This window comes from Acidobacteriota bacterium, from assembly GCA_004299485.1.
Lineage (GTDB): Bacteria > Acidobacteriota > Terriglobia > Terriglobales > SCQP01 > SCQP01.
Genome location: SCQP01000001.1, coordinates 494,706 through 519,275, shown reverse-complemented (window position 1 = coordinate 519,275; position 24,570 = coordinate 494,706). Strand labels below are relative to the sequence as shown.

Below are 24,570 nucleotides of genomic sequence, written 5' to 3'. Positions count from 1 at the left end.
ACTTCAAAACACGACCGCCTGCAAGATTAGGCCGCCAGTGGTTGTGTCCTTGGTGGTAGCGGGATCGGCCTGAGGTTCATGGGCGGCATCGCCGCTGGCGCCCTGGCGGGGCATGGCGAGTAGGCCGGTGACATCCACTTGTAGCAGGCCGGAGGAGCCGCCTGCGGCGCCCGACATGTAGGCATAGACTACGCCCGCCGATTTTGCGCTTCCCATGCCAAGGCTGGGGAACACGATCATGCCGTTGGGGTCCTGCACGCCGGCAAAGCCGTTCAGGGACGGCGAATTCTTGCTGAGATAGAACACCCAGTCGGACAGCCCCGGGGTTGTCGCCCATTGGGAGGGCGGCACAAGCTGGCCGGCCATGAAACCGTTGCCGCCAGCAAAGACGATGTGGTCGGTCGAGTCCACCGCGGGCTGGCCCAAGCTCATGGACACGGTGCCGAGCTGCATGCCGGCGGCCTGCGGGTTGGCGGGCGTGAACGCGTTCGGCGAGCCCGCGGTTTCGGTGATGCCGTCGAGATTCAGAAATCCAATGGGGTTGTTGGTGCCGTTTTCCTCCGTCAGCACGGCGACACCGTAGCCGCTGTCGACGGCGTTGCCATCGACCGTGTCGCCGTTGCCGCCTAAGCTCGGCGTTGGAAATTCAGGAATCAAGCCCTGTAAGGTGGTGTAGGGCATGAAGTAGGACTGCTGGGCCTCGAAATCGACCAATTGCACGCCATCGTAGTTGCCGGCTACGAGCATGGGCGCAGGCGCTTTGGCGCCGAGAACCTGGATTCCTTGCGCCAGCGAGGCGCCCATGCTTTCGCTCAAGACTTGAGATTTGGGGACAGCGAAGGCGGCGTTCTCGCTGAGTTTGCTGCTCACGGGGTCGAATTGAGTGTAGCCATCGGTGCTTGCCAGCTCTACCTGACAGCCAGTGGCGCAATCGTCCCAGATGGCGCTGGTGATCCATAGGCCGCCGGTGGAGGCGCTGATGCCGGGACTTTGCAGGTTGGTGAAGGGCAGATTGCCGGTAAACTCGACGGGATTGCCGGTGGCGGGATTGCCGGTTGCCAGGGTTACGGCGTTGAGCACCGTAACGCCAGCGTCGGTGCCGTCAAAGGCGAAGATCTGGGGGTGATCGGTCGCGCCCAGAATGGCCGCTACACCCCAGAAGCTGCTGAGGTTGGTCTTCCAAACCTTGGGCGCCGCGAGGGCGGCGGTGGGATCGGTAACATCGTACACCGCGATGCCGGGCGAGGCGGTGTTGGTGGTCTGCAAGACCTGAAACACGTACTCGTGGCCGCCGAAGGCCATGTGGGTCAAATTGCCGGAGCTGGTCTGGTTGAAGCCGATGGCGGCGGGCGTGCAGGAGCAGGCGGCCGCGCCTTCGACGAGCTCGGCGCTGGGAGCGTTAGGTAACGCCGCCATCCCGGCACTGCTGTTGGCCCAATTGATGGCGGCGTCGAGATAATCGCTGGTTCCAGCGGTGGCCAGCAACGCCGGCTCGCCACTAACGTTGACGCGGCCGTTCCAGACCCCATCACGGATGTCCAGCGCCAGGGCGCCGATCAGGTCAGCGGGGTTTTTCCAGGCCAACTGCACGCCCTCGTTCAGCACTCCCTGTTCGGCTTCCATTTCCGAGGCGCTATCACTGCCTTGCGGCGGAATCAGCTCGATCGCGGTCGCGCCGCTGAAATGGTAAAAGCCGTTCAGCAGTTTGGTGGCATCTGCGTGTGCTGCGGTCAGGGTTGCGTCCTTGCCGTGGATGTAATCGGAAACGGCGAGCTGGTAGGCGAACTCGCTGAACATGCCGACTTGGATACCGCTCACCGTCGTATTGCCGGCAGCGCTATCGAAGAGAGCGTCGAAGGCCGGGGCGGCGAGCGTCTGCATGGTCGGGCCCAGGAAATTGATCGTGCCGCCGGCGGCGGTGCTAACGTCGAGCGGAGCCGCGGTGGGCGCGTCGAGCGTGACTTTGAAGAAGCCGGTATCGTCGGTCTGGGCGGTGCAGACGGTGGTGCCGGACACCGATCCTGATCCGGTCTGGAGCGTCGATACGGTCAGGAGGGAGCCGGCGGAGCCTTGGCCGCTAAGGGTAGGGCCAGTGGGGGTGCTCACGACGAAGTTCTGGGTCGCCGTGCCGCCGCCCGGACCGGCCAGCGACACAGCAACCGGGTAGCTACCGGGCTTAGCCACATCGGCGAGGGTGAGCGGGATGGCCAACTGCGTCGCGCTGGCGACGGTGGCGGTTTTGCTCTCGCCGTTATAGGTCACGGTTGTGCCGGCGAGGAAATTGGTGCCGGTGACCGTCAGTGTCTTCGGGGCGTCGCAGGGGAAGACGGGCTGCGGCTGCACCGCGGTGATGGTGGGGGTGGGATTGTCGACGGTGAAGTTGATGGTGGCCGTTTGGCCGTCGGGGTTGGTGATCACCACTGCTTCTACTGCGGCCGTGGAAAGCTCGGCCGCCGTGGTGGCGAAGGTGATTTGGGTGGCGCTCACCACCGATACGTTCGCGGCGGCGGAGCCTGCGAAGGTTACCGTCGCCTTGGGATCAAAATTGCTTCCAGTGATGGTCACTGTGCCGGGCGTGCTGCCGACCAGTACCGTTGCCGGCGACAGGCTGGAGGCCGAGGGCGGAGGCGCCAACACCTTAAAGGCAACGCTGTTGGAGGCGCCGCCGCCGGGTGACGGGTTGGTCACGACCACCGGATAGCTGCCTGCGGTTGACTGATCGGAAGCGCTTAGGCTGATGGTGAGGGAGGACGCACTCACGAAGGTGGCGGTGTGACTGGCGCCGTTGTAGGTGACCGTCGAAGCCGACATGAAATTGCTGCCGTTGATGGTCAGGGTCTGCGCGGCGGCGCCCACGGTTGCTGACGCCGGCGACAGAGAACTGATGACGGGCACGGGATTGTTGGCGGGTGGGGGCGGCGGGGGTGGCGTGGAGGGGCCATTGCCGCCACATGCCGCCATGGTCATAACTACTGCCGCCGCCAAGAATGCCGTACGCCATTTCATGGTATCCCCCGCGGACCGAAATGTCGGCCCTGAAGGATAACGCGGAAGGACGCGCCGAAGCCTGCCAGAGAGCAGCTAGTAGCAGGTAGCTCGTAGCTGGTAGGAAGACGCGGGTGCTGGCAGAACTTCCGGGGTTGGCAGGGTTTGGGCGGGGTTTGCGCGTTCGTTCAGTAGGAGGGTCTTTATGCGTGCTCGCTGGTGGCTGTGCGCAATATTGGCGGTGTTGTGCACGGCGCCGGCCTGGGGGCAGGTGGGCAGCCCCATGTGGTTCGCCGACTACTACGCCGTGGCCACAGCGCGAGGTGCGGAACGGGCGGCCGCGCCTAAATGGGCGGCCACCAAGATTGTGGAGGCGAGGCAAACCGCGGCGTCGGTTCCTGCGGGGTCGGCGTTCGTTGCCGGCGTGTTCGAGCTCACTGCCGGCGGCAATCCCTTTGTTGGCAATGCGCCCGATTCGGTTCACCTCGGTGCCCCGAACCCCCAGGACAGCCACGAGCTGTTCGTCGGCTTCGATAACAGTTCTGATAGCAACACCTTCTTCGTCGCGCTCAAACGGGGCGTGCTGTACACGATCACCTTTGACTCCTGGGGACACACTTTGCCCTGCACTGGCTGGCAAGTACCCGCGAGCGGCCCGAAGTACCTGGCTCTGGTCATCAAAATGACCGGGCCGCGCACATGTGCGGGCACGGCCAGCGTTCCGTTACCGGCCTCTGCCCTGAGCGCGCTCGGTGTTTCTGCGGCACCTGCGGCCGCAGCTAGAAACGCGAAGCTGGAAACTCGAAATTCCGAAGCCTTCGACACCAGCGCCCTCGGCCGGCAGACCATCGCCGAGCGGGCGCTGTGGAGCATGATTCAGAATGCCGTATCGCCGCAAGACAAAGCCGACGCCCATCGTCGGCTTGCGGCCTACTACAGTGCCAAGGGACTGAGCAAACTGGCGCAGGCCGAAACCGCCCGAGCCGGGTACTGGGCCGGGCAAGTTCACCGCTAAAGGAGATCCCGATGTCGCCTTCACGCCTCATTCTGACCATCGCGCTCGCTGCCGGTTTGCTGGGCACCTTGCCGTTGTCCGCGCAGACCGGCGTCGATCCGTCCTATGCAGCCGGATATAGCACCGCGTATCGCCTCGGGCGCGCGGATCATGCTGCCGGCCGCGCCGCGAACCCGCACAAGTTTTCGGCCTATCAGTTGGCGTCGGCGGGTTACAACGCCGCGGACGGAAGCTGCACGGATTATCGCGCCGGCTTTCAAAGCGGCTTCAACGACGGCTACGGGGATGGCTACGCGCGGCGCACCGCGTCGGTGAATACGCCTGCGCCCGCGCCCGCAACTGCGTCGTGCGCCGATGCGCCGGCGGTTGCTGCTCCGGCAGCGGCACCTGCCGCTGCTCCCGCAGCGCCGGCAAGCGCGCTGAGCCAGGCCGGCACCGCCAATGGCTATCAGGAGGGGTACGATTTGGGGCAGACGGATGCGAACGCCGGTCACGCCTACGACCTGACCGGCCACGCCGTTTACAACTCCGCGCAAGCCGGCTACGTGCCTGCGCTGGGATCGCTTGCTGCGTATCAGTCGGCCTTTCAGGATGGTTTTGCGCTGGGCTATGATGCGGGCTTCCATCACAAGTTATTCGATTCCTCGATCGGCGGGCGGCAGGCGCCCGCCAGCGCCGGTGGCACGGTGCCGGTCAACATGGCTGCCGACTCGGGCGGCAGCCTGCTAATTCCGCAGGGCACGACTATCCAAGGGACCTTGAATCAGGCACTCAGTACTAAAAACGGGATCGCGGGCGAGACCTTCGCCCTCACCGTCACGGTGCCGGTTTACGTGGGCCGCACGGTGGCGATTCCGTCCGGCGCGACCATTCAAGGCACGATCGCCTCGCTGCAGCGCGGCGGCCATTTTGGGGGTCACGCCGATATGAATTTGCGCTACGACACACTGACGCTACCTGGGCAGACGCCGATTGACCTGAGCGCGGAAACGATTGGCGTTGGCACGGCGGCGATGAGCAAAAACGAAGAGGGGACGATCACAGGCGGCAATACCCACAAGGCTGCCGACGCTCTCAAAGGCGGCGCTGCCGGCGCGGGCATTGGGGCGCTGCTTGGCGGGGGTAAAGGAGCGGCCGACGGCGCGGCATATGGCGCGTTGGGCGCGACGCTGGCGGAGATCATGATGCACAACCGGGATATCACGCTGCCGGCAGGGACGGTGCTACAAATCCGGCTGGACCATCCGCTGCCGGTGCCAGCACGATGATCCGTATTTCAGTAAATCAGTATTTCAGTAGATCAGTATTTCAGTAGATCAGTATTTCAGTAAATCAGTATTTCAGTACGCGGACCGTTGGGGCTCACTGAGCCTGGAGGCGCTCCAGTTGGTGGGCGGCGCGCAGGAGGCGGGGTTCTTCAAAGGCCGGGGCGATGAGCTGCAAGCCGGCGGGGAGGCCGTGGGCGAGGCCGCAGGGAATCGAAATCGCCGGCACGCCGGCGAGGTCGGCGGGCACGGTGAAGATATCGGCCAGGTACAGCTCCAGCGGGTTGGCGGTCTTTTCACCGATCTTGAAGGCGGGCGTGGGCGTCGTCGGGGTGCAGAGCAAGTCGCAGGACGCAAAGGCGCGTTCGAAATCCTGGGCGATCAGCGTGCGTACCTGCTGCGCCTTGCGGTAGTAAGCGTCGTAGTAGCCGGCGCTGAGGACGTAGGTGCCCAGCAGGATGCGGCGCTTCACTTCGGCGCCAAATCCGTGATTACGCGTCTTCCGGTACTGCTCGTTCAGGCTCCCTGCCGCCACTCGCACGCCGTAGCGGATGCCATCATAGCGGGCCAGATTGCTGCTGGCCTCCGCCGTTGCCAGCACGTAGTACACCGCAATCGCCGCCGCGACGTTCGGCAGGCTCACCTCTACGATCTGGCAGCCGGCACCGCGCAGCTTCTCGATCCCCTCCTGCACGCGCGCGGCGCATTCCGCATCCAGGCCCTGCTGCGCGAAGGCTTCGCGGGGTACGCCGATGCGCAGGCCGCGGATGGAATCCTCCAGCGTTGCCTCGTAGTCCGGCACGGGTACATCGGCGCTGGTGGAGTCGAGCGGGTCGCGGCCCGCGATCGCCGACAACACGAGGCCCGCGTCGCGTACAGAGTGCGTCAGCGGTCCCACATGGTCGAGCGAAGAGGCGAACGCCGCCAAGCCATAGCGTGATACCCGCCCGTAGGTGGGCAGCAGGCCCACGATGCCGCAAAACGCGGCCGGCTGGCGGATGCTGCCGCCGGTGTCGGTGCCCAGCGCCGCGACCGCCAAATCCGCTGCCACTGCCGCCGCGCTGCCGCCGCTGCTGCCGCCGGGCACGCGCTCCGGGTCGCGCGGATTGCGCGTCGGCCCGAAGGCCGAGTTTTCCGTGCTCGACCCCATGGCAAACTCATCGCAGTTGGTCTTGCCAATCACCACCGCCCCGGCCGCTTCCAGACGCTCGACGGAGGTGGCATCGTAGGGCGGGATGTAGTTTTCCAGAATGCGCGAGGCGCAGGTCGTGCGCACGCCGCGCGTTGACAGCACATCCTTGATCGCCACCGGCACGCCCGCCAGCGGCGGCAGCGGATCGCCGCGCTCGGCCAAGCGGTCGATCGCGGCCGCCTGCGCCAGCGCCCGCTCCTGGCAGACGGTCAGGAAGGAATTGATCGCGCCGTCGCGGGTGGCGATGGCGTCACACGCCGCTTGTGCCAGCGCCGTGGCGGAAGTGTGGCGCCCGGCAATCGCCGTGCGGATCGAGGAGATGGTGGCGACAGGCGTCATGCGGTTAGCCGCGCTCCACGATTTTGGGGACTTCGAACATGCCGCCCGCTTGTGCGGGCGCATTCGCCAGCGCCTCGGGTTGCGGGAAACTCGGGCGCGCGGCATCCGCGCGTAAGGTCAACTCCGGGTTTTGAGATTCTACGGGCTGCAGGCGGGCGCCGATGTGGGCCATGGGCTCAATCCCATCTGTAGGGATGCGGCTGAGCTGCGCCACATAGTCCAGAATCGAGGCCAAATCCTTCTGCATGGCTTCGCTTTCCTGCGGCGTGAGGTCGAGGGAGGCGAGGGCGGCGATGTCGTTGACATTGAGATTCATGGGACAAATTGTATCTGCCGGCAGGGCAGGATGCGGTTGAGGGCGCGCAGCAGTTCCGGCGTCACCGCTTCGATTTGCGCGCGCGTCGCAGTATCGGCAGCGTGCAGCAGCAAAACCCCGGCCCGGCACGCGCGCACCTCCGCCCGGTCCGCCAGTTCCGGCCCAGCCGCCAGCTTCCACGCCAGCGCCGTCGCCAGCGCTGCCGGCATTACCTCCCGGCTTTGCGGCAGTGCAGGCAAAATGTCGCGCATCCGTTCCATAGGCAGCGAAAGTTTAATCCTAACAGGGCGTGAGGTGGTATTCTAAGAGCGTCCAATGCAAAAGAATCTTGAGATCCTGCTGGAAGTGGAAAAGCGGGAGCAGCGCCTGCGCGAGTTGGACAACGAAATCGCAGCACTGCCCAAACGGATTGCCGCCATCGACGCCAAACTGACCGGAGCCCGCCAGGCTCGGGATCGCGCCCAGGCCGCACAAGAAACCAGCCAGAGTGAACGCCGCCAGGTCGAAGGCGAAGTTGAAGACTTGCGCGCCAAAATCACCAAGGTCCGCAGCCACTCCAGTGAAGTAAAAACCAATCAGGAATATAAGGCTCTGCTCGATGAAATCGCCTTTGCCGAATCTCAGATCGGCAAGCACGAGGAGCACCTGATCGAGATCATGGAACAAGCGGAGGCCCTGGCGCAGGCCACTGCGGCCGCCGAAGCCGAGCTCAAGACGCAGGAGCAGGAGGTGGCGCGCGAGCGCGCCGGCGCGGAAGCGCAGACCGCTGCCCACCACACCGAGCGCGAGCACGTTGACGCCGAGCGCAAAGCTCTGCGCGCGCAGGCGGAGGAACGCTGGCTGCAGCGCTTCGACCGCGTGCTGCGCATGCGCAAGCACGCCCTGGCGGTGGTCGATGGCGAAGCGTGCGGCGGCTGCCGCGTCCGGCTGCGGCCCCAGTTCCTGCAGGAAATGGCGCTTGACCCCGACCGCTTGTTTGTCTGCGAAAGCTGCGGCCGCATTCTCTACACCGAAGCCGAAGTGGTCCATAACTAGGCCCCTGGCGCGATGGCCTCCTCCGCCCTCGAAATTCACATCGACGGAGGTTCGCGCGGCAATCCCGGTCCCGCCGGTTACGGCGTCGTCATCTGTGATGAGGCAGGCCAGATCGTGGAACGGCTGCACGCCTACGTGGGCCGGCAAACCAACAATTACGCCGAGTACTGTGGCCTGCTGGCCGCCCTTCGCTACGCCGTTGCGCAGAGTGCGGCGCGCGTCCGCATCCTCGCGGATTCGCAATTGCTGGTGCGCCAGATGCAAGGCCGCTACGCGGTGAAAAGCCCCAACCTGAAGCCGCTGTTTGAGGAAGCCCGCAGCCTGGCGCGCCAGATTCCCGACTTCGCCATGACCCACGTCTACCGCGAGAAAAATCGCGAAGCTGACCGGCTCGCCAACCTGGCCATGGATCAGGCGCAATGAAGGGGGGCGGCACGTTGTACGTTGTCGCCACGCCCATCGGCAATCTGGAAGACCTGACCTATCGCGCCGCCCGCATTCTGGGCGAGGTTGACGCCATCGCCTGCGAAGATACCCGCCACAGCCGCGCGCTGCTGGAGCACTACGGCATCCACAAACCCCTCCTCAGCTACTACCGGGAACGCGAGGCCGAGCGCGCCGCCGCGATTCTCGCCCGCCTCGCCGCCGGCGAAGCCATCGCCCTCATCAGCGATGCCGGCGCACCGCTGCTGTCCGATCCCGGCGCGCGGCTGGTGGCGCAAGCCGCGGCGGCCGGGGTGCGGGTCGTGCCCGTTCCCGGCGCTTCGGCGCCGGTCACGGCGCTGATGGCCTCTGGCCTCGCCGCCGAGGCCGATTCGCCTCTCGTCTTTCCCGGTTTTTTGCCCGCCCGGGCGACCGCCCGCCGCCATTGCCTGGGAAAATATGTTGCCTGGACCGGCCCGGTGGTGTTTTTCGAGACGCCGCATCGCCTCCTCGCTGCGCTGGGCGACATGGAAGAAATCTGGGGCCCGGACCGCCCGCTTGTCATCGCGCGCGAGCTTACGAAAATTCACGAGGAGATTTTCCGCGGCTCCGTGGCCGCCGCCCGCGCGCACTTCACCGCCCACCCGCCGCGCGGCGAATTCACCCTGATAGCGGGCGCCGCCGCCTCCACGCCCGCGCCGGTCGCTGCTGATCCCCCGGCCGACCCGGCTACGCTCAAACCCTGGGCACGGCAACAGGGCTTGTCGCGCTCGGAAGCGTATCGGCGCTGGCAGGCAAGGTACACTAAGAAGGACTAGGAGGTGATTGCATTGGCAGAAGTCCGCCTACAAGAAGGCGAATCGCTGGAAAACGCCCTGCGCCGTTTCAAGCGCAAGGTGCAGCAGGAAGACATCATCAAGGACGTCAAGCGCCACAGCTTCTACCTGAAGCCGGGGGGAAAAATGCGCCTCAAGCAAGCCCTCGCCCGCAAGCGCAACCGCAAGAAGGCCCGCCGCGAAGGGTCGGAATAGGAAAGCAAGCAGTGGTCGGTAGACGCCCGCGCCGTGGATTGGCGCGGGCGTCTGCATTAGTTGACCGCCGCGGCGCTGTCGAGGGCGCGCGTAATGGAGTCGAGAGAGCAGCCTTGGCGGCCAAATTCGACGGCGGCATCGTGGGCGGCGGCAGGGGAAATGCCGTAGCCGTGCAGGCCCAGGAAGGCGCGAATGACTTCGCTCGCGCCGCAGTAGTCCGGCCCCATCTGCAGCAAGTGGGTGCGCAGCGTCTCCAGTTCATCGCGATCTACATGCATGGTCATGGCAGCCTCCGCCCCCTTGGGGCGCCCTGCGTAGCCTTGGCGAAGCAGGGCCTTCTATTTTCTATAGAACCCGTCATGCGCTAATACGTTCCCGAGCCGCCGGAAGTTTCCCGGGAGCTGGGCGCTATACTGAACTTCCGATGGCCTCTCGTCCCCGCACCCGCTCCACCACAGTCTTAAGCGTTCGCACCCGCGGTAGTGTAGTGCTGGTGGGCGATGGCCAGGTCACCATGGGGGAAGGGGTGATGAAGCATCACGCCCGCAAAATCCGCCGCCTCTACAACGAAAAAGTTCTGGCCGGCTTTGCCGGCTCGACCGCCGACGCCTTTTCGCTTTTCGGTCGCTTCGAGACCAAGCTGGAGCAGTTTCACGGCAATCTCAGCCGTTCGGCGGTCGAGCTGGCCAAGGACTGGCGTACCGATCGTTCCTTGCGCCACCTGGAGGCCATGCTGATCGTTTCCGATCCCAGCGACACCTTCCTGCTGAGCGGTCAGGGCGACGTTATCGAGCCCGATGACGGCGTCTGCGCCATCGGGTCCGGCGGTCCCTATGCCCTGGCCGCCGCCCGCGCCTTGCTGAACAACACCCAGCTTTCGGCCCGTGAAATCGCCACTCAGGCTCTCGGCATAGCCGCCGACATTTGCATTTACACCAACCGCGAGCTCACCCTCGAGGAGCTGGTCAGCACCAAGCCCGACGGCCAGCCCGAACATCAAGCAAAATAGCATTATGGCCCTCTACCTTCCGCAGGCTCCTGAAGAGGAAGCGCCGGCGCTGGACGAGCTGACGCCCCGCGAAATCGTCGCCGAACTCGACAAACATGTCGTCGGTCAACCCGCCGCCAAGCGCGCGGTCGCGGTTGCCTTGCGCAATCGCATGCGCCGGCAAAAGCTCGCGCCCGAGTTGGCCGAAGAGGTGATGCCCAAGAACATCATCATGATTGGCCCCACCGGAGTCGGCAAAACGGAGATCGCGCGCCGGCTGGCACGGCTGGCTAATTCCGCCTTCCTTAAAGTCGAAGCTTCGAAGTTTACCGAAGTGGGCTATGTCGGCCGCGATGTCGAGAGCATGATCCGGGATCTGGTCGAAATCGCCATCGACATGGTGCGCGAGGAAAAACTGGAAGAGGTTGGCGAAAAAGCCGAGCAAAACGCCGAAGAACGCCTCCTCGATCTGCTGCTGCCGCCCACGCCCGAAGCCCCCGCCGCCGAGCTGCCCTCCGACAACGGCGCCAACCGTACCCATCCCCTGGGTTTCACCCTGGTCAGCAATTCCTCCGCCCCGGCTGCCGAGGCCAGGCCGCCTGTGCCGCCTAATCCCAAGACCCGCGAAAAGCTCCGTCAGCAGTTGCGCGAGGGCAAGCTGGACGACAAGATGGTCGAAATCGAGGTTCGCGAGCGCAATTTCCCCAGCTTTGAATTCATCACCAATCAAGGCGTCGAGGAAATGGACATCAACATCAAGGACATCCTGCCCAACCTGTTTGGCCAGAAAACCAAGAAACGCAAGATGAAGGTTTCCGAGGCCATGGATTACCTCAGCCAGGAAGAGGAGCAGCGCCTGGTGGACATGGACCAGGTCACCCGTCTTGCCGTCGAGCGCGCCGAGCAGGGCGGCATCATCTTCCTCGATGAAATCGACAAGATCGCCGGCCGCGAAGGCGGCCACGGCCCGGATGTCAGCCGCGAAGGGGTCCAGCGCGATATCCTGCCCATCGTCGAAGGCACTACGGTCAACACCCGCTATGGCATGATCCGCACCGATCACATCCTGTTCATCGCCGCCGGCGCGTTCCACGTCTCCAAGCCCAGCGACCTTATCCCGGAATTGCAGGGCCGCTTTCCCATCCGCGTGGAGCTGGATTCACTGTCGCAGGAGGATTTTGTCCGCATCCTTAAAGAGCCGCAAAGCGCGCTGATCAAGCAGTACACGGCGCTGCTGGAGACCGAAGGCGTTCACCTCAGTTTCACCGACGATGCCTTGCGCGAAATCGCCAGCCTCTCCGCCCGCGTCAACGAAGCCACGGAAAACATTGGCGCCCGCCGCCTGCACACCATCATGGAGCGTGTGCTCGACGAAATTTCCTTTGCCGGGGGCGAGACCGAGAACAAGAATATCGTTATCGATGCCGCCTACGTCAACACTCAGCTCGAGAGCATCGTCAAAGACCAGGATCTGTCGCGCTATATTCTCTAATGGTCTGTCGGTCGGTCGGTCTATCGGTCTGTCGGTCTGTCGGTCGGTGGATCGGTTCGCGCCTGATTGCGTTCAGCGCGCTGCTGCTGCTGGCCGGATGCGCGCAGGTGGGCGCGGTGCGCGCCCCCACTACCGGCCTGCCCGCTCCGGTCCGCGATTTTCAAGCGGCGCGTTTGGGCTCAAACATCCATCTCCGTTTCACCGCGCCTGCCACCACGAGCGACGGGATAGCCTATGTTGCGGCGAAATTTGGCGCTATCCGCTATCAGGTTTGCGTCTGGCCGGGCATTGAAACCGGCGTCGTCCCTCTTCCACCCTCACCGCCTCTGCCGGGCGCGGGCGTTCCTGCACCGCCACAAGTGCCTGCACGCCATCCGCCGCAACCCGGCGCTCACGGTCGATTTTCGATCCCGGGTGGCGCTCTCATGCCTTCGTGTCCGGAACTGATCGCCGTCACGGGTTACACCCTCGCGCTGAATGCGGTTGCGGCCAAAGCCACGCTCGTCACGCTGGCGCTGGCTGCAGAAAATAGCGGCGGCGAATGGGCCGGCTGGTCGAATCCGATTGTCGTTGCCATGACGCCGGTTGCCCCGCCGCCGCGGCTGACCCAGATCCAGCTCACCGCCGACGGTGTGCTCCTGAGCTGGCAATTGCCCCAACCTGCACCCGAAGCGATTACCATTTATCGTCAGCTAGGCTCCGCACAGCCGCAGACAATCGCCCGTGTCAGCGGCTCCGCGACCCGCTTCCTCGACGGCTCCATTACCTGGAATCAGGACTACACCTACTGGCTGCGCAGCGCCGCCGGCGCCGGCCGCGCCGTCGTCGAAAGCGCCGATTCCCGCCAACTGCTCATTCGCACCGCCGATCTGTTCCCGCCGCCCGCGCCTTCCGGCCTGCAGGTGGTGCTTTCACCCGCGGGCGATACGGTCGATCTTTCCTGGAATGCCGTCTCCGCGCATGACCTCGCCGGGTACAACGTCTATCGCCGTATCTCCGCCACGGGCGCCTGGCAAAAGCGCAACCCGTCCCCGCTGCCCACTCCGGTCTTCCACGATGAATTCCCCTCGGAAGCTACCCAAGTCGCTTACGCCGTCACCTCCATCGATACCGCAGGCAACGAAAGCCTGCGCAGCCCCGCGGTGCTAATTGCTAGGAAGAACTAACCTTGGATTTCGATCGAGGTGCTTCAGGCTTGCGTGTCTCCCACCCGAATGAGAGGGATTGACGTCGCTCAGATGTACGCCCTAGCCTGAGGCGTGGAGAAAAATGCGCCGCTCTGGCTCGGCCTGCTGCTCACGCCCGGCTTGGGCCAGCGGGGCGCCCAGAAGCTGATCGAAGAGTTCGAAGTTCCGGAAGCCATCTACGCCGCCTCGCTCACCACGCTGGAATCCTGTCAGGTACCTGCGCCCGTGGCCCAATGCATCCACAGTGGACGTGCGGCTGAGCTGGGTGCGAACGAAGCCGCGGCCGCACAGCAGTTGGGCATCGACGTGGTGACCTGGGGCGACCGCAGCTATCCTGCGCTGCTGCGCGAAATTTTTGATCCCCCCCTACTGCTTTATGTTCGTGGCCGTGTGACCGCGCTCGACACCTTCGGCATCGCCGTTGTCGGCACGCGCCGCCCCACCCTCTACGGCAAGCTCATCACCGAGCGCCTGGGCCGCGAGCTGGCGCAATGGGGCCTGACGATTTTCAGCGGCTTAGCGCGGGGCATTGATGGCACTGGCCAAAAGGCGTGCCTCGAGGCGGGTGGCACCACCGTCGCCGTCCTCGGCACTGGCGCCGACATCATTTACCCCACCGAGCACCGCCGTCTCGCCGATGACATCCTGGCGGGCGGCGGAGCGTTGATTTCCGAGTTCCCCTTGGGCACCGCCCCCAACCCGCAGAACTTTCCCATCCGCAATCGCGTCATCAGCGGCATCTCGCTCGGCGTGTTGGTGGTCGAGGGAGGTGAATTCAGCGGCTCGCGCATCACCGCACGCATGGCGCTCGAACAGAACCGCGAAGTCTTCGCCGTGCCCGGTCAGGTGACGCAGAAACAGGCCTGGCTTCCCAATGCCCTCATCAAGCAGGGCGCCAAGCTGGTTACGGAAGCCGGCGACGTGATCGAGGAATTGCCCAGCTCGGTCCGCGCCCGGCTGCAACCCCCCGCCACGCTGCAAATCGCGGCCGATGCGGCGGCCGAAGCTACCCCGCCAAGCGACTCCAAGTTGGCAGTTTTAAAGGTTTTGCCCGTTGACGCGGGCGCCCATGTTGACGAAATCGTGAACCGGATGCACAATAGGCTCTCCGCGCCGGAAACTCTGGCTCTGCTGTTTGATCTCGAGCTTGAGGGAAAAATCCGGCAGCTCCCCGGAAAGAAATATTTGCGGGTAAGCTAAAAACGGGGTCCGCCTCGCGGCCCTGCATCGTCATGGCCAAATCCATCGTTATTGTTGAGTCGCCTGCCAAGGCCAAAACCATCACCAAATATCTGGGTCCCGACTACGAAGTGCTGGCTTCGCTCGGTCATGTCATGGATCTGCCCAAGCGCGACCTGGGCGTTGATATTGACAATCATTTCGAGCCCACCTACGTCGTCATACCCGGTAAAGAAAAGGTTCTCGCCCAGCTTAAAAAAGAGGCCAAAAAGGCCAAGGCCATCTACCTGGCGGCCGACCCGGACCGCGAAGGCGAGGCCATTTGTTTCCACTTGGCCCACGAGCTCCATGGCCCGGCCAACGGCGACAAGCCCATGCGGCGCGTGGCCTTCAACGAGATCACTAAGCGCGGCGTGCAGGAGGGCTTTGCCCACCCCGGCGAGATCGATCAGAACCTGGTCGACGCTTATCAGGCGCGCCGTGCCCTGGACCGCATCGTGGGTTATCAGATATCGCCGCTGCTTTGGGATCGCGTGCGGCGCGGCATTTCTGCCGGCCGTGTGCAGACGCCGGCCCTGCGCCTCGTGGTTGAGCGTGAGGCCCAGATCAAGGCCTTCGTCAAGCAGGAGTACTGGACCCTTGATGCGCACCTTTCTGGCGGCAAAGCGCCCTATTTCGACGCCCGCCTGACCCGCCGGGTCGAAGCCGACGGAACCCTGCCCAAGCAGGAAATCGAAATTGGCAATGCCGAAGCCGCGGCCGAGCTGCAGAAGGACCTGGAAGCGGCCCGCTACCGCGTGCAGACGGTGGAGACCAAAGAGCGGCGGCGCAATCCCTTGCCGCCCTTCATCACGAGCAAGCTGCAGCAGGATGCCAGCCGCAAGCTCCGCTTCAGCGTCAAGCGCACCATGATGATCGCGCAGCGCCTCTACGAAGGCGTGGAACTCGGCAAGGAAGGTCTCGTCGGCCTCATCACCTACATGCGCACCGACTCGACCCGCGTTTCCGAAGACGCCCTGACCGAGGCGCGGCAGTTTATTCAGGCGCAGTTTGGCAGTGATTATCTGCCCCCGCAGGCCAACCGCTTCGCCACAAAGAAAGGCGCGCAGGACGCCCATGAAGCCATCCGCCCGGCCTCGGCGCTGCGCGACCCTGAGTCGGTGAAGAAGTACCTGGGCGAAGACGAGTACAAGGTCTACAAGCTCATCTGGCAGCGTTTCGTCGCCTCGCAGATGCCGCCGGCGGTGTTCGATCAGACCGGCGTGGATATACGCGCCAAAGTCGATGGCGCGGCGGAGTATCAGCTCCGCACCACCGGCTCGGTACTGAAGTTCGACGGTTTTCTGAAGGTCTACGACGAGAGCAAAGACAAGGCCGATGATGACGACGAGGCGCTGAAGCACAAGTTGCCTGCGCTCACCGCAGGCCAGGAACTCAAGTTCCTGAGTCTCAAGAGCGAGCAGCACTTCACCGAGCCGCCGCCGCGCTACACCGAAGCCTCGCTGGTGAAGGAGCTGGAAGAGAAGGGAATTGGCCGGCCATCCACCTACGCGGCGATTCTGTCGACCATCCAGGATCGCGGCTACGTCACCAAGGTGGGCGGCAAGTTTCATCCCACCGAGCTGGGCCAGGTGGTCACCGAGCTGCTGACCACGAATTTCAAGGACATCTTCGAGCTCCAGTACACCGCCAAGATGGAGGAGACGCTGGACGAAATCGAGGAAGGCCGCGAAAAGTGGACTGACGCGCTCGCCGACTTTTACAAACGCTTCTCCGCCAATCTCGACTACGCCTCCAAGCACATGGTCGACTACAAGCGGATGGAGAAGCCGACCGAGCACGTCTGCGAGAAGTGCGGCAAGCCCATGGTCATCCGCTGGGGCAAGCACGGCTCTTTCCTGGCTTGCAGCGGCTACCCGGAGTGCACCAACACACGCGAGATCGCACTCGACGCTCCTGACCTCGATTCTGCCGACGCCAGCCAGGAAAAAGAGGAGTTCTGCGAGAACTGCGGCCGTCCCATGGTGCTCAAGCGCGGCCGTTTTGGCCAATTCTGGGCCTGCACCGGCTATCCGGATTGCAAAACCACTCGCCGCCTCGACGCTCAGCAGAAAGTTCCCGACCGCAAGCTCGACACTCCCTGCCCGCAGTGCGGCAAGCCGCTGGTGGTCAAGCATGGCCGCTATGGGGAATTTACCGCCTGTAGTGGCTACCCCGAGTGCAAGTACATCCAGCAGAATCTGGTCGAGGGCTTCAAATGCCCGAAATGCAAGATTGGCGACGTAGCGGAAAAGCGGTCGAAACGCGGCAAAACGTTCTATAGCTGCACCCGTTACCCGGAATGTGACTTCAGCCTCTGGCAGCGTCCGGTTCCGGAGCCTTGCCCCAACTGCCGCCATCCCTACCTGGTGAAGAAATTCCTCAAAGCCGGCCCCGTAATCGCCTGTCCCAACGAAGGCTGCGGGTATAGCCGGCCGGCGGAGGAAACCGTTCCAGACGCTGCGAGCGTAATAAAGTAACCCCTGCCCGCGAGCCGAGTCCAACAACCTAGAAGCCAGAATGGTTTAATATGGCTTTTAGGGTGTGTCACTTCACGGTAGATTTTGCAAAATCGATTTGCTGAAGGAGAAAGGTCGCATGAAAAAGTTGTTCACTCTGGCGACGTTGGTCGCCACTTTCGGTTTCTTCACCCTCTGTTTCGCAGCCCCCACACACGTTTCGGGCTACGTCATGGATGCCAAATGCTCCACTAACAAGGCCATGACCCATCCCGGTGCCAAGACCAGCGAATGTGCGGTTACCTGCGTCAAGGGCGGCTCGCCGGCGGTTCTGGTCGAGCGTAGCGGCGAAGTCCTGCAGATCGCCAATCAGGACAAGGTTACGGATGCGGTTGGTCACAATGCCCGTCTGACTGGCACGATCGACAACGGCACCATCACCGTGACCGAAGTTCACGTCTACAAGTCTCGGACGCGGCGGCACCACACCGCTTCCAAGTAAGTCTGCGGAAGCAACACACGGAAGGGCGGGCCGAAAGGCCCGCCCTTTTTTTATTGCCCAAAATTCACCGTGCGGTGTCTAAGTTCGAGGGGGGATCCGTAGTCGCCGGGCATTGCAACGTCCAAATGCCCACGCCCTCCGCTGCTGCTATATTCAATCAGGCCAAAACGGACACTGCCCAACTGCTGACGTTGATCGTCATGCGCGAGGCGAAGATCATTGCTGGCGGACTTTCGCCCGCGGGCGCCAAAGCGCGGGCATACTAAAAAGCGTGTCCCGGTTTTTTCGCTTCGCGCCGCTCTTGCTGCTACTGGTGTTGGCGGGCTGTCATTCGGCGCCCAAGGCGGTTGTCTGGAAGCTGGAGCTCATGACCAATCCCAGTCCGCCGGTTGCGGGTGCGCCGGCGCTGTTCCGCTCGCTGCTGCTCACCAGCCAGGGCGCGCCGGTCGACGGCGGCGCCGCGATGGTCGCCCTCTCGCTGCCTGCGCGCACCGGACCGCCGGTACAGATTCGACTGGATCCACGTGGCAATGGCGTCTATGAAGGCCGCGGCACGTTGCCCGGCGCCGGTGACTGGACCGCGACGGTCACCATGACGGTGAAGGACCACACCGAAATCCGGCGTTTCCCGATTTCCGTGCGTCCGCCGGCTTGACAAAGCCCGCCCAGGTGTTTAATTATTCAGTTGACGAATAATTATTCGTCAGGTGGGCGGCTGTGGCGCGGAACTATCGTCAGGAACAGATTCTCAAGCTGGTGCGCGAGCGCGCGGTGCATTCGCAGGCCGAGCTGGCGGCGGCCCTGCGGCGCGCCGGCATTGCCGCTACGCAAGTGACGCTCTCGCGGGACCTCAAGGCCCTGGGTGTGGTCAAAACACCTACCGGCTATGCCGAGCTCGGCGCCGAGGCCCCCGCCGCCACCGCGCCCGCGGCGGCGGACGTCAAGCACATCATTCATGAGTTCGGCCGGGACTTGCGGCCGGCGCAAAATCTCCTGGTCATTAAAACTGCCTCCGGCGCGGCTCCCACCGTCGCTGCCGCGGTCGACCGCGCCGGCTGGAACGAGCTGGCGGGCACGCTTGCCGGCGATGACACCGTCCTGCTGGTTTTTGCCAATCCCCGTCTCCGCCTCACCGTCGAACGGCGCCTGCAGGAACTGCTCAGCGCCCATCCCTCTGCAAAGGAATAGCCATCTGTGAAGACCAACCTGTTGAACCCGCGCATGGGCAACGGCGGCCCGCCTCCGTACCCGATTCCCGCACCCCGGCTGCCGCGGCTTGCTGTCGGCGACTTGATCGATCTGTCGGCGCTGAGCCGTAAAGAGTTCCTGGCGCTGCTCGATCTCGCTGCCGATATCAAGGTCCACCCCGGCCGCTACCGTGATCTGCTTGCCGGCTGCGGCCTGGCGATGATCTTTGAGAAGCCGTCGCTGCGCACCCGCGTCACTTTCGACGTAGCCATGCAGGAAATGGGCGGCCACGCGGTGTTTCTGGACTTCACCGAATCGCCGCTGGGCGAGCGCGAGGACATCCTCGATGTGGCGCGCAATCTCGAGCTCTGGATGGACGCCATCGTGGCCCGCACCTTCGGCCATGAATCCATCGAGATGCTTGCCGGCGCCAGCGCGGTACCGGTCATCAATGGTCTGAGCGATCACAGCCATCCCTGCCAGGCGATGGCCGACTTTCTCACGCTGCGCGAAACCTTTGACGATTTTCCCGCCATCAAACTGGCGTACGTCGGCGACGGCAATAACACCTGCCATTCGCTGCTCGAAGCCGCCGCGCTCGCAGGCGTGCAGATGGCGGTGGCCACACCGCACGGCTACGAGCCCGACAAAACTGTGGTCGAGCGGGCGCAGCAGATGGCGCGCAAATCGGGCGCGAAAATCACGGTGGGCAATCAGCTTGGCGCGGCGCTGCGCGGGGCCCATGCGGTCTACACCGACACCTGGGCCAGCATGGGCCAGGAGGCCGAGCAGACCCAGCGCGCGCGCGAGTTCGCTAGCTATCAGGTCAATGATGCGCTGATGGCCCGGGCGCGGCCGGGCGCCAAATTCCTACACTGCCTTCCCGCGCACCGCGGCCTCGAAGTCACTGCCTCGGTGATTGATTCACCCAATTCGCTCGTGTATCAACAGGCCGAGAACCGGCTGCACGCGCAAAAAGCCATTCTCGCGTCGCTCATTCTCGGCAACGTAAAGGACCGCAAAGCTTCATGAAGATCGCGCTTGCTTATTCCGGAGGTCTCGACACCTCCATCATCATTCCCTGGCTCAAAGAGCATTACCCCGCACCCGTCGTGGCCGTCATCGCCGACGTTGGGCAGGGCGACGACTACGACAAGCTCCGCGCCAAGGCGCTGAAGACGGGCGCCGATGAGGTCGTCGTGGCGCACGTGGCGGAGGAATTCCTCACCGACTACGTATGGCCCACGCTCAAGGCGGGCTGCGTGTACGACCACAAGTATCTGCTGGGCACGTCCATGGCGCGTCCGCTGATTGCCAAAAAGCAGGTCGAGGTCGCGCTCGCCAGCGGCTGCGATGCCGTTGCGCACGGCTGCACCGGCAAGGGCAACGATCAGGTGCGCTTCGAGCTGGCCTACAAGGCGCTGGCGCCGCAGTTGCAGGTGATCGCTCCCTGGCGCGAGTGGGACATCCAGTCGCGCGAAGACGCGCTGGCGTATGCCCGCGCCCACAACGTACCTGTGGAGCAGAGCGAGAAGAAGATTTACAGCCGTGATCAGAACATCTGGCACATCAGCCATGAGGGCGGCGCACTGGAAGATCCGGAACAGGAAGCGCCGGAGGATGTCTGGCTGCTGACGCGTTCGCTGGCCGAGGCACCGGATCAGCCCGAGTACGTCTCCATCGGATTCGCCGCCGGCGTGCCGGTGAGCGTGAACGGAGAAGCGCTCGCGGCCGTGCCGCTGCTCACCCAACTCAACGAACTGGCCGGAAGGCACGGCATCGGCCGCATTGATCTGGTGGAAAATCGTTTTGTGGGCATGAAATCGCGCGGCGCTTACGAAACCCCGGGTGGCACGCTGCTGGTCACCGCCCTGCGGGAGCTGGAAGCGCTGACGCTCGATCGCGCGCTGGCCACCATCCAGCACCAGCTTGGCCTCGAATACGCGCGGTTGGTTTACAACGGCCTTTGGTTCACGCCGCTGCGCGAGGCGCTGGACGCCTTTATGAACCGCGCACTGGCGCAGACCACTGGCGAAATCCGGCTCAAGCTGCACAAAGGTCACGCTCTGGTCGCGGGCCGCACTTCGCCCCATTCGCTGTACTCGAATGCTCTGGCCTCGTTCACCATGGGCGATCTGTACGACCAGAAAGACGCCGCCGGCTTCATTAATCTGGTCGGCCTGCCGCTCAAGATGTCGGCACTCCTGGCAGGGAAGAAATGAAATTATGGGGCGGGCGGTTTCGCGAGCCCATTGCGCCCGAGTTTGAGCGCCTCTCGGCGTCGTTCGCTTTTGACCGCCGGCTGGCGTGGGCGGAAGCGGTGGGCACGCGGGCGCACGTGCAGGGCCTGGCGCGGGCCGGTGTGCTGAGCGCGGAGGAAGCCGCAGCCCTGGCGTCCGCCTGCGAGCAGCTTGCGGCCGAATTTGCCGGCGCGCCACCGGCCTGCCAGGACGACATCGAAGACGTTCACACCTACATTGCCCAGCGCCTGGCAGCGGTGGCGCCCGAAGCGGCGGCCAAACTCCAGACCGGCCGCAGCCGCAATGAACAGGTGGCGCTGGATCTCCGGTTGTGGCTGCGCTCGCAGCGAGCCCCGCTCGTTCACGCGCTCGCGTCGCTGCTGGCGGCGCTTGCCGGGTTCGCCGGCGAGCACGCCGACATCGTGATTCCCGGTTACACCCACCTCCAGCGGGCGCAGCCGGTTTCGCTGGGGCACCACACGCTCGCCTACGCGGAAATGCTGCTGCGCGATCATGGGCGGCTTGCCGATGCCTTTACCCGCCTGGATGCGGCCTGCCCGCTAGGCAGCGGCGCGCTGGCCGGCACGCCCTATGCCTGCGAGCGCGAGGCGCAGGCGCGCGAACTCGGTTTCGCCGGCGTCAGCCAGAACAGCCTCGATGCGGTCGCGGACCGCGACTTTGCGGTCGAGATCGTTTTCGCACTGGCTTTGCTGGGGGTGCATTTGTCGCGCTGGGCGGAGGATTGGATTCTGTACTCCAGCGCCGAATTCGGCTGGCTGCGACTGGGCGACGCCTACAGCACGGGCAGCAGCCTCATGCCGCAAAAGAAAAATCCCGATGCGCTCGAGCTCATTCGCGGCAAAAGCGCCCGCTCGCTGGCGCACCTGCAGCAGCTTCTGGTGCTGCTGAAATCCCTGCCGCTGGCCTACAACCGCGATTTGCAGGAGGACAAAGAGCCGGTCTTCGACGCCGTCGAAACTTCTCTGGCCGTGCTCACCATGGCTGCCGGCGTGGTGAAAACCACGACGGTCAACCCGATCGCCGCCAAAAGCGCCGTTCAGGATCCGGCGCTGCTGGCGACGGATTTGGCGGATGTGCTGGTGGCAGCGGGAACGCCGTTTCACCGCGCGCATCAGGCCGTCGGCCGCATTATCGCTGCGGCGCAGGAGCAGGAGCGCGACTTCCGTGATTTTTCTGAAGCCGAGCTGGCCGCCATCGCGCCGGGGATTCGTTTCGATGTAGCCGCCATTCACGCCCTTACGCCGCAAGCCTCCGTCGCGCGCCGCAGCTTCACCGGCGGCACCGCGCCCGCGCAGGTGCGCCATCAGGCCGCCCGCGTCGCACAAAAGATCTTCGGTGATACTGGAGAGTGAGCGACTTTCCGGTTTTCAGGCCGCCCTGGTGGCTGCGTAACGGCCACACAAACACGGTTTATTCCTTTCTGCGGCCGCGCCGCGTCCATCTGCCCCCCGCGCATTCCGACTGGTTGCCCATCACCCAAGGCGTGGACCTGCTGCTGCGGAGTCACTGGCAGCCGCAGGCCGCGCCGGCGCTGCTGCTCGTCCATGGCCTCGAAGGATCGAGCGAGGCCGGCTACATGCTCACCACGGCCGAGCTGGCGCTGGCGCGCGGCCTGCACGTCGTCCGCATGAACGTGCGCGGCTGCGGCGACGCCGAAACGCGCTGCGCCTCGCTCTACAACTCGGGCATGAGCGGCGATGTGAAGCTGGCGCTGGAGTGGCTCCTGAGCCGTCCGCTGGTCACCGAAGTCGCTCTGGCCGGTTACTCGATGGGCGGTAACCTGGTGCTCAAATATGCAGGCGAGTGCGCGGACCACCCACCCGATGGCCTGCGCGCCGTCGTTGCCGTATCGCCCTGTCTCGATCTCGACGCCTGTGCGACGGCACTGAACCGCAAGAGGAACTATTTCTATGAGCGGCGTTTTCTGGTGAAGCTGAAGCAGCGTATCCGGCGCCACGCCGCGCGTTTTCCCGGCCGCTATCCGGTCGAAAAGCTCGACGGCCTGGACACCGTGCGCGCCTTTGACGACGTTTTTACCGGCCCGTTCACCGGCTACCGCGACGCCGTCGACTATTACGAGCATGCCAGCGCCGCGCGCGTGCTGGAGGCGATCCGCGTCCCTACGCTGGTGCTCAACGCCGAAGACGATCCCTTCATCGTCATCACGCCCGGGTCGCGCGCACTGCTTGCGGCCAACCCCGCCATCGACTTCCGGTGCACACTGCACGGCGGCCACTGCGGCTTCATCAACTCCCGCCGCTCGGGCGAAGGGGTCTACTGGGCCGAACACCGCGTGGTCGAGTTTTGCGCCGGCGCCCTCCAGGCTAGTCCGCCCTTCGACCGTGCCGCACTCGCAGAATCCGCACCGACTGCCTCGACGCCCGATAGACCAGCCGATAGGGCGTACCGTCGACAATGATCTCCCGGACTCGTGTTTTGCGGGTGGCGCGGCCAGCGAAGGGAAAGCTGCGAAGCCACAGCGACACAAAGGCGGTTCGCAGGCTCAGGCGGTCTGCCGCATCCGGTCGATCCGCTGCCACGTAGTCGTGAATGGCTTGCAAATCGGACAGCGCACGGCGTGACCACTCGACCCTCGCCACCGTTAGTTGGCGGAGCCATGGTCACGGCCGCAGGCACATTGTGGCGGGGGAAGTTCGTGGCCGGTTCCCCATGACAAGAGCCAGGCGCGCATCGCATCGTCAGGAATATAGTGGCCTGCTTTCATGCCCGCTTCAATGGCATCCAAATCCGCCGCCAGATCCTCCTGTTCGTCGAGGAATTTCTCGACCGCGTCAGCCACAACGACACTGGTCCTGCGACCGCTTGCCTGCGCGAGCCGTTCCAGCCGTTGCTGAATGTCGTGCCGCAGACGCACGCTAACGGCCTTGGTTGCGGTTCTCTTCATGCACACAAGGTAGCACTGTCATCCGAAAAAAGCGGCGAGGGTGCGCCAGTAGCGGTGGACGATGAGTTCGGTGCGGACGTGGCCGCCGCGGTCGAGCAGGCGCAGCCGAGCGCCGGTCGCATGCGCGAAGCGCTCGACACCGCGCCAGGGAATGTAGGGATCGTCCTTGGCGTGGAAGATCAGGATTTTCGATCCGTCCAGTTCACGCGTCTTTGCCGCCGGATTGAAGAACTTGCCGCCGCGCAGCTTGTTCCAGTTCTTCGCGCTCAAGCGATAGCCGTTGCCGAAAGCGTCGTGAATGAAGGCGGGGTAGCTCGGATTCGAGGTCTCTTTCCTTGGCTCTTGTCCGAGAATGCTCCAGTCCACGACGGGGCAGCTAGCAACCACTTTTTCAACGCGCGGATCGAGCGCCGCCAGCAGCGCCGCGGTGCCGCCAAAGCTGCCGCCGATCACGTAAATGTGCTTCGGCTTCAGCCGGAACTCCTGCCCGAACGCCGGGTCGCGCAACCCGCGTGGCAACTCATCGAGAATGTCGTGCAGATCCCGTTCCGGTGACTGTTGCAGAAATTGGCCGTCGCTCTCCCACGCTCCGCGCCAGCGCGGATAGATGACCCAGTAGCCGCGCGCCGCCAGCCACACCAGCAACGGCTGCTTGCGCGGCAGCGACGGCATGCCATCGAACAGGATAATGATGCGGCCGCTGCGCCGCTCGGCCGGCACGGCAAACTCCGCCACGATCTCGCGGCGGAAGCGGGTGCGATAGATCGTG

General features: G+C 64.3%; 27 protein-coding genes. 19 read left to right on the top strand and 8 right to left on the bottom strand.

Features of this window, described 5'->3' with window-relative positions; genetic code table 11:
• Window positions 1-3: 3 nt before the first annotated feature.
• Window positions 4-3,006 (bottom strand): hypothetical protein, encoded by a 3,003-nt coding sequence (locus EPN33_02410; protein ID TAN24637.1) that lies wholly within the window; start codon window positions 3,004-3,006, stop codon window positions 4-6.
• Window positions 3,007-3,190: 184 nt separating this feature from the next.
• On the opposite strand from EPN33_02410, the gene EPN33_02405 reads away from it, so the two are divergent.
• Together EPN33_02405 and EPN33_02400 are read left to right on the top strand one after the other, a co-directional pair.
• Window positions 3,191-4,000 carry a hypothetical protein gene (locus tag EPN33_02405; GenBank protein TAN24636.1) on the top strand — a complete coding sequence of 270 codons (810 nt, stop codon included), beginning with the start codon at window positions 3,191-3,193 and terminating at the stop codon, window positions 3,998-4,000.
• 464 nt (window positions 4,001-4,464) lie between these two features.
• Window positions 4,465-5,268: a hypothetical protein gene (locus EPN33_02400; protein TAN24635.1), complete on the top strand. Its 804-nt coding sequence runs from the start codon at window positions 4,465-4,467 to the stop codon at window positions 5,266-5,268.
• A gap of 94 nt (window positions 5,269-5,362) precedes the next feature.
• Here the strand turns inward: EPN33_02400 and gatA are convergent, their stop codons facing one another.
• The 3 genes from gatA to EPN33_02385 are packed head-to-tail and all read right to left on the bottom strand — an operon-like array spanning window position 5,363 to window position 7,372.
• Entirely contained in the window at window positions 5,363-6,796 is a 1,434-nt protein-coding gene (gene gatA / locus EPN33_02395; GenBank protein TAN24634.1) for an Asp-tRNA(Asn)/Glu-tRNA(Gln) amidotransferase subunit GatA, read from the bottom strand.
• A 4-nt stretch (window positions 6,797-6,800) separates the two neighbouring features.
• The gene (gatC, locus tag EPN33_02390; protein TAN24633.1) at window positions 6,801-7,112 is read right to left on the bottom strand and encodes an Asp-tRNA(Asn)/Glu-tRNA(Gln) amidotransferase subunit GatC; all 312 of its coding nucleotides are present in this window, start codon (window positions 7,110-7,112) and stop codon (window positions 6,801-6,803) included.
• On the bottom strand, window positions 7,109-7,372 hold the full coding sequence (locus EPN33_02385; protein ID TAN24632.1) for a DUF721 domain-containing protein: 264 nt from the start codon (window positions 7,370-7,372) through the stop codon (window positions 7,109-7,111). The genes gatC and EPN33_02385 overlap by 4 nt, the downstream gene beginning before the upstream one ends.
• Before the next feature lie 55 nt (window positions 7,373-7,427).
• Between EPN33_02385 and EPN33_02380 the strand changes: the two genes are divergently transcribed.
• Genes EPN33_02380 through EPN33_02365 form a run of 4 tightly spaced genes read left to right on the top strand, consistent with a single transcriptional unit; the run spans window position 7,428 to window position 9,601 of the window.
• A complete protein-coding gene (locus EPN33_02380) occupies window positions 7,428-8,147 on the top strand; it encodes a hypothetical protein (protein ID TAN24631.1) in 720 nt (239 codons plus the stop codon).
• Between the two features lie 12 nt (window positions 8,148-8,159).
• Complete coding sequence (locus tag EPN33_02375) at window positions 8,160-8,570, top strand: ribonuclease HI family protein (GenBank protein ID TAN24630.1); 411 nt, start codon at window positions 8,160-8,162, stop codon at window positions 8,568-8,570.
• The gene (gene rsmI / locus EPN33_02370) at window positions 8,567-9,388 is read left to right on the top strand and encodes a 16S rRNA (cytidine(1402)-2'-O)-methyltransferase (GenBank protein ID TAN24629.1); all 822 of its coding nucleotides are present in this window, start codon (window positions 8,567-8,569) and stop codon (window positions 9,386-9,388) included. The genes EPN33_02375 and rsmI overlap by 4 nt, the downstream gene beginning before the upstream one ends.
• 12 nt (window positions 9,389-9,400) lie before the next feature.
• Entirely contained in the window at window positions 9,401-9,601 is a 201-nt protein-coding gene (locus tag EPN33_02365; protein ID TAN24628.1) for a 30S ribosomal protein S21, read from the top strand.
• 56 nt (window positions 9,602-9,657) lie between these two features.
• Here the strand turns inward: EPN33_02365 and EPN33_02360 are convergent, their stop codons facing one another.
• Complete coding sequence (locus EPN33_02360; GenBank protein TAN24627.1) at window positions 9,658-9,885, bottom strand: hypothetical protein; 228 nt, start codon at window positions 9,883-9,885, stop codon at window positions 9,658-9,660.
• Window positions 9,886-10,025: 140 nt separating this feature from the next.
• Between EPN33_02360 and hslV the strand changes: the two genes are divergently transcribed.
• The 13 genes from hslV (at window position 10,026) to EPN33_02295 (ending at window position 23,315) form a co-directional block, all read left to right on the top strand.
• A complete protein-coding gene (hslV, locus tag EPN33_02355; GenBank protein ID TAN24626.1) occupies window positions 10,026-10,610 on the top strand; it encodes an ATP-dependent protease subunit HslV in 585 nt (194 codons plus the stop codon).
• Window positions 10,611-10,614: 4 nt separating this feature from the next.
• Window positions 10,615-12,081 carry an ATP-dependent protease ATPase subunit HslU gene (hslU, locus tag EPN33_02350; GenBank protein TAN24625.1) on the top strand — a complete coding sequence of 489 codons (1,467 nt, stop codon included), beginning with the start codon at window positions 10,615-10,617 and terminating at the stop codon, window positions 12,079-12,081.
• Window positions 12,081-13,247: a hypothetical protein gene (locus tag EPN33_02345; protein TAN24624.1), complete on the top strand. Its 1,167-nt coding sequence runs from the start codon at window positions 12,081-12,083 to the stop codon at window positions 13,245-13,247. The genes hslU and EPN33_02345 overlap by 1 nt, the downstream gene beginning before the upstream one ends.
• A 93-nt stretch (window positions 13,248-13,340) precedes the next feature.
• Window positions 13,341-14,468, top strand: a complete 1,128-nt coding sequence (gene dprA / locus EPN33_02340; GenBank protein ID TAN24623.1) for a DNA-protecting protein DprA — start codon at window positions 13,341-13,343, stop codon at window positions 14,466-14,468.
• A gap of 32 nt (window positions 14,469-14,500) precedes the next feature.
• The gene (topA, locus tag EPN33_02335) at window positions 14,501-16,966 is read left to right on the top strand and encodes a type I DNA topoisomerase (GenBank protein TAN24622.1); all 2,466 of its coding nucleotides are present in this window, start codon (window positions 14,501-14,503) and stop codon (window positions 16,964-16,966) included.
• A gap of 118 nt (window positions 16,967-17,084) precedes the next feature.
• A complete protein-coding gene (locus EPN33_02330; GenBank protein ID TAN24621.1) occupies window positions 17,085-17,447 on the top strand; it encodes a hypothetical protein in 363 nt (120 codons plus the stop codon).
• Between the two features lie 74 nt (window positions 17,448-17,521).
• On the top strand, window positions 17,522-17,713 hold the full coding sequence (locus EPN33_02325) for a hypothetical protein (GenBank protein ID TAN24620.1): 192 nt from the start codon (window positions 17,522-17,524) through the stop codon (window positions 17,711-17,713).
• Between the two features lie 5 nt (window positions 17,714-17,718).
• Entirely contained in the window at window positions 17,719-18,102 is a 384-nt protein-coding gene (locus tag EPN33_02320) for a hypothetical protein (protein ID TAN24619.1), read from the top strand.
• Window positions 18,103-18,164: 62 nt separating this feature from the next.
• Complete coding sequence (locus EPN33_02315) at window positions 18,165-18,635, top strand: ArgR family transcriptional regulator (protein ID TAN24618.1); 471 nt, start codon at window positions 18,165-18,167, stop codon at window positions 18,633-18,635.
• Window positions 18,636-18,668: 33 nt separating this feature from the next.
• Window positions 18,669-19,667 carry an ornithine carbamoyltransferase gene (gene argF, locus EPN33_02310; GenBank protein ID TAN24736.1) on the top strand — a complete coding sequence of 333 codons (999 nt, stop codon included), beginning with the start codon at window positions 18,669-18,671 and terminating at the stop codon, window positions 19,665-19,667.
• A complete protein-coding gene (locus EPN33_02305) occupies window positions 19,664-20,857 on the top strand; it encodes an argininosuccinate synthase (protein TAN24617.1) in 1,194 nt (397 codons plus the stop codon). Before argF ends, EPN33_02305 begins: the two co-directional genes overlap by 4 nt.
• A complete protein-coding gene (argH, locus tag EPN33_02300) occupies window positions 20,854-22,248 on the top strand; it encodes an argininosuccinate lyase (protein TAN24616.1) in 1,395 nt (464 codons plus the stop codon). Before EPN33_02305 ends, argH begins: the two co-directional genes overlap by 4 nt.
• A complete protein-coding gene (locus EPN33_02295; GenBank protein ID TAN24615.1) occupies window positions 22,245-23,315 on the top strand; it encodes an alpha/beta fold hydrolase in 1,071 nt (356 codons plus the stop codon). Before argH ends, EPN33_02295 begins: the two co-directional genes overlap by 4 nt.
• Here EPN33_02295 and EPN33_02290 read toward each other — a convergent pair.
• The 3 genes from EPN33_02290 to EPN33_02280 all read right to left on the bottom strand — a co-directional run bounded on the left by EPN33_02290 (window position 23,221) and on the right by EPN33_02280 (window position 24,566).
• Window positions 23,221-23,496: a type II toxin-antitoxin system RelE/ParE family toxin gene (locus EPN33_02290; protein ID TAN24614.1), complete on the bottom strand. Its 276-nt coding sequence runs from the start codon at window positions 23,494-23,496 to the stop codon at window positions 23,221-23,223. The genes EPN33_02295 and EPN33_02290 overlap by 95 nt on opposite strands.
• Window positions 23,497-23,498: 2 nt before the next feature.
• Window positions 23,499-23,696 (bottom strand): CopG family transcriptional regulator, encoded by a 198-nt coding sequence (locus EPN33_02285; protein TAN24735.1) that lies wholly within the window; start codon window positions 23,694-23,696, stop codon window positions 23,499-23,501.
• Between the two features lie 123 nt (window positions 23,697-23,819).
• Entirely contained in the window at window positions 23,820-24,566 is a 747-nt protein-coding gene (locus tag EPN33_02280; protein ID TAN24613.1) for an alpha/beta fold hydrolase, read from the bottom strand.
• Window positions 24,567-24,570 lie beyond the last annotated feature (4 nt).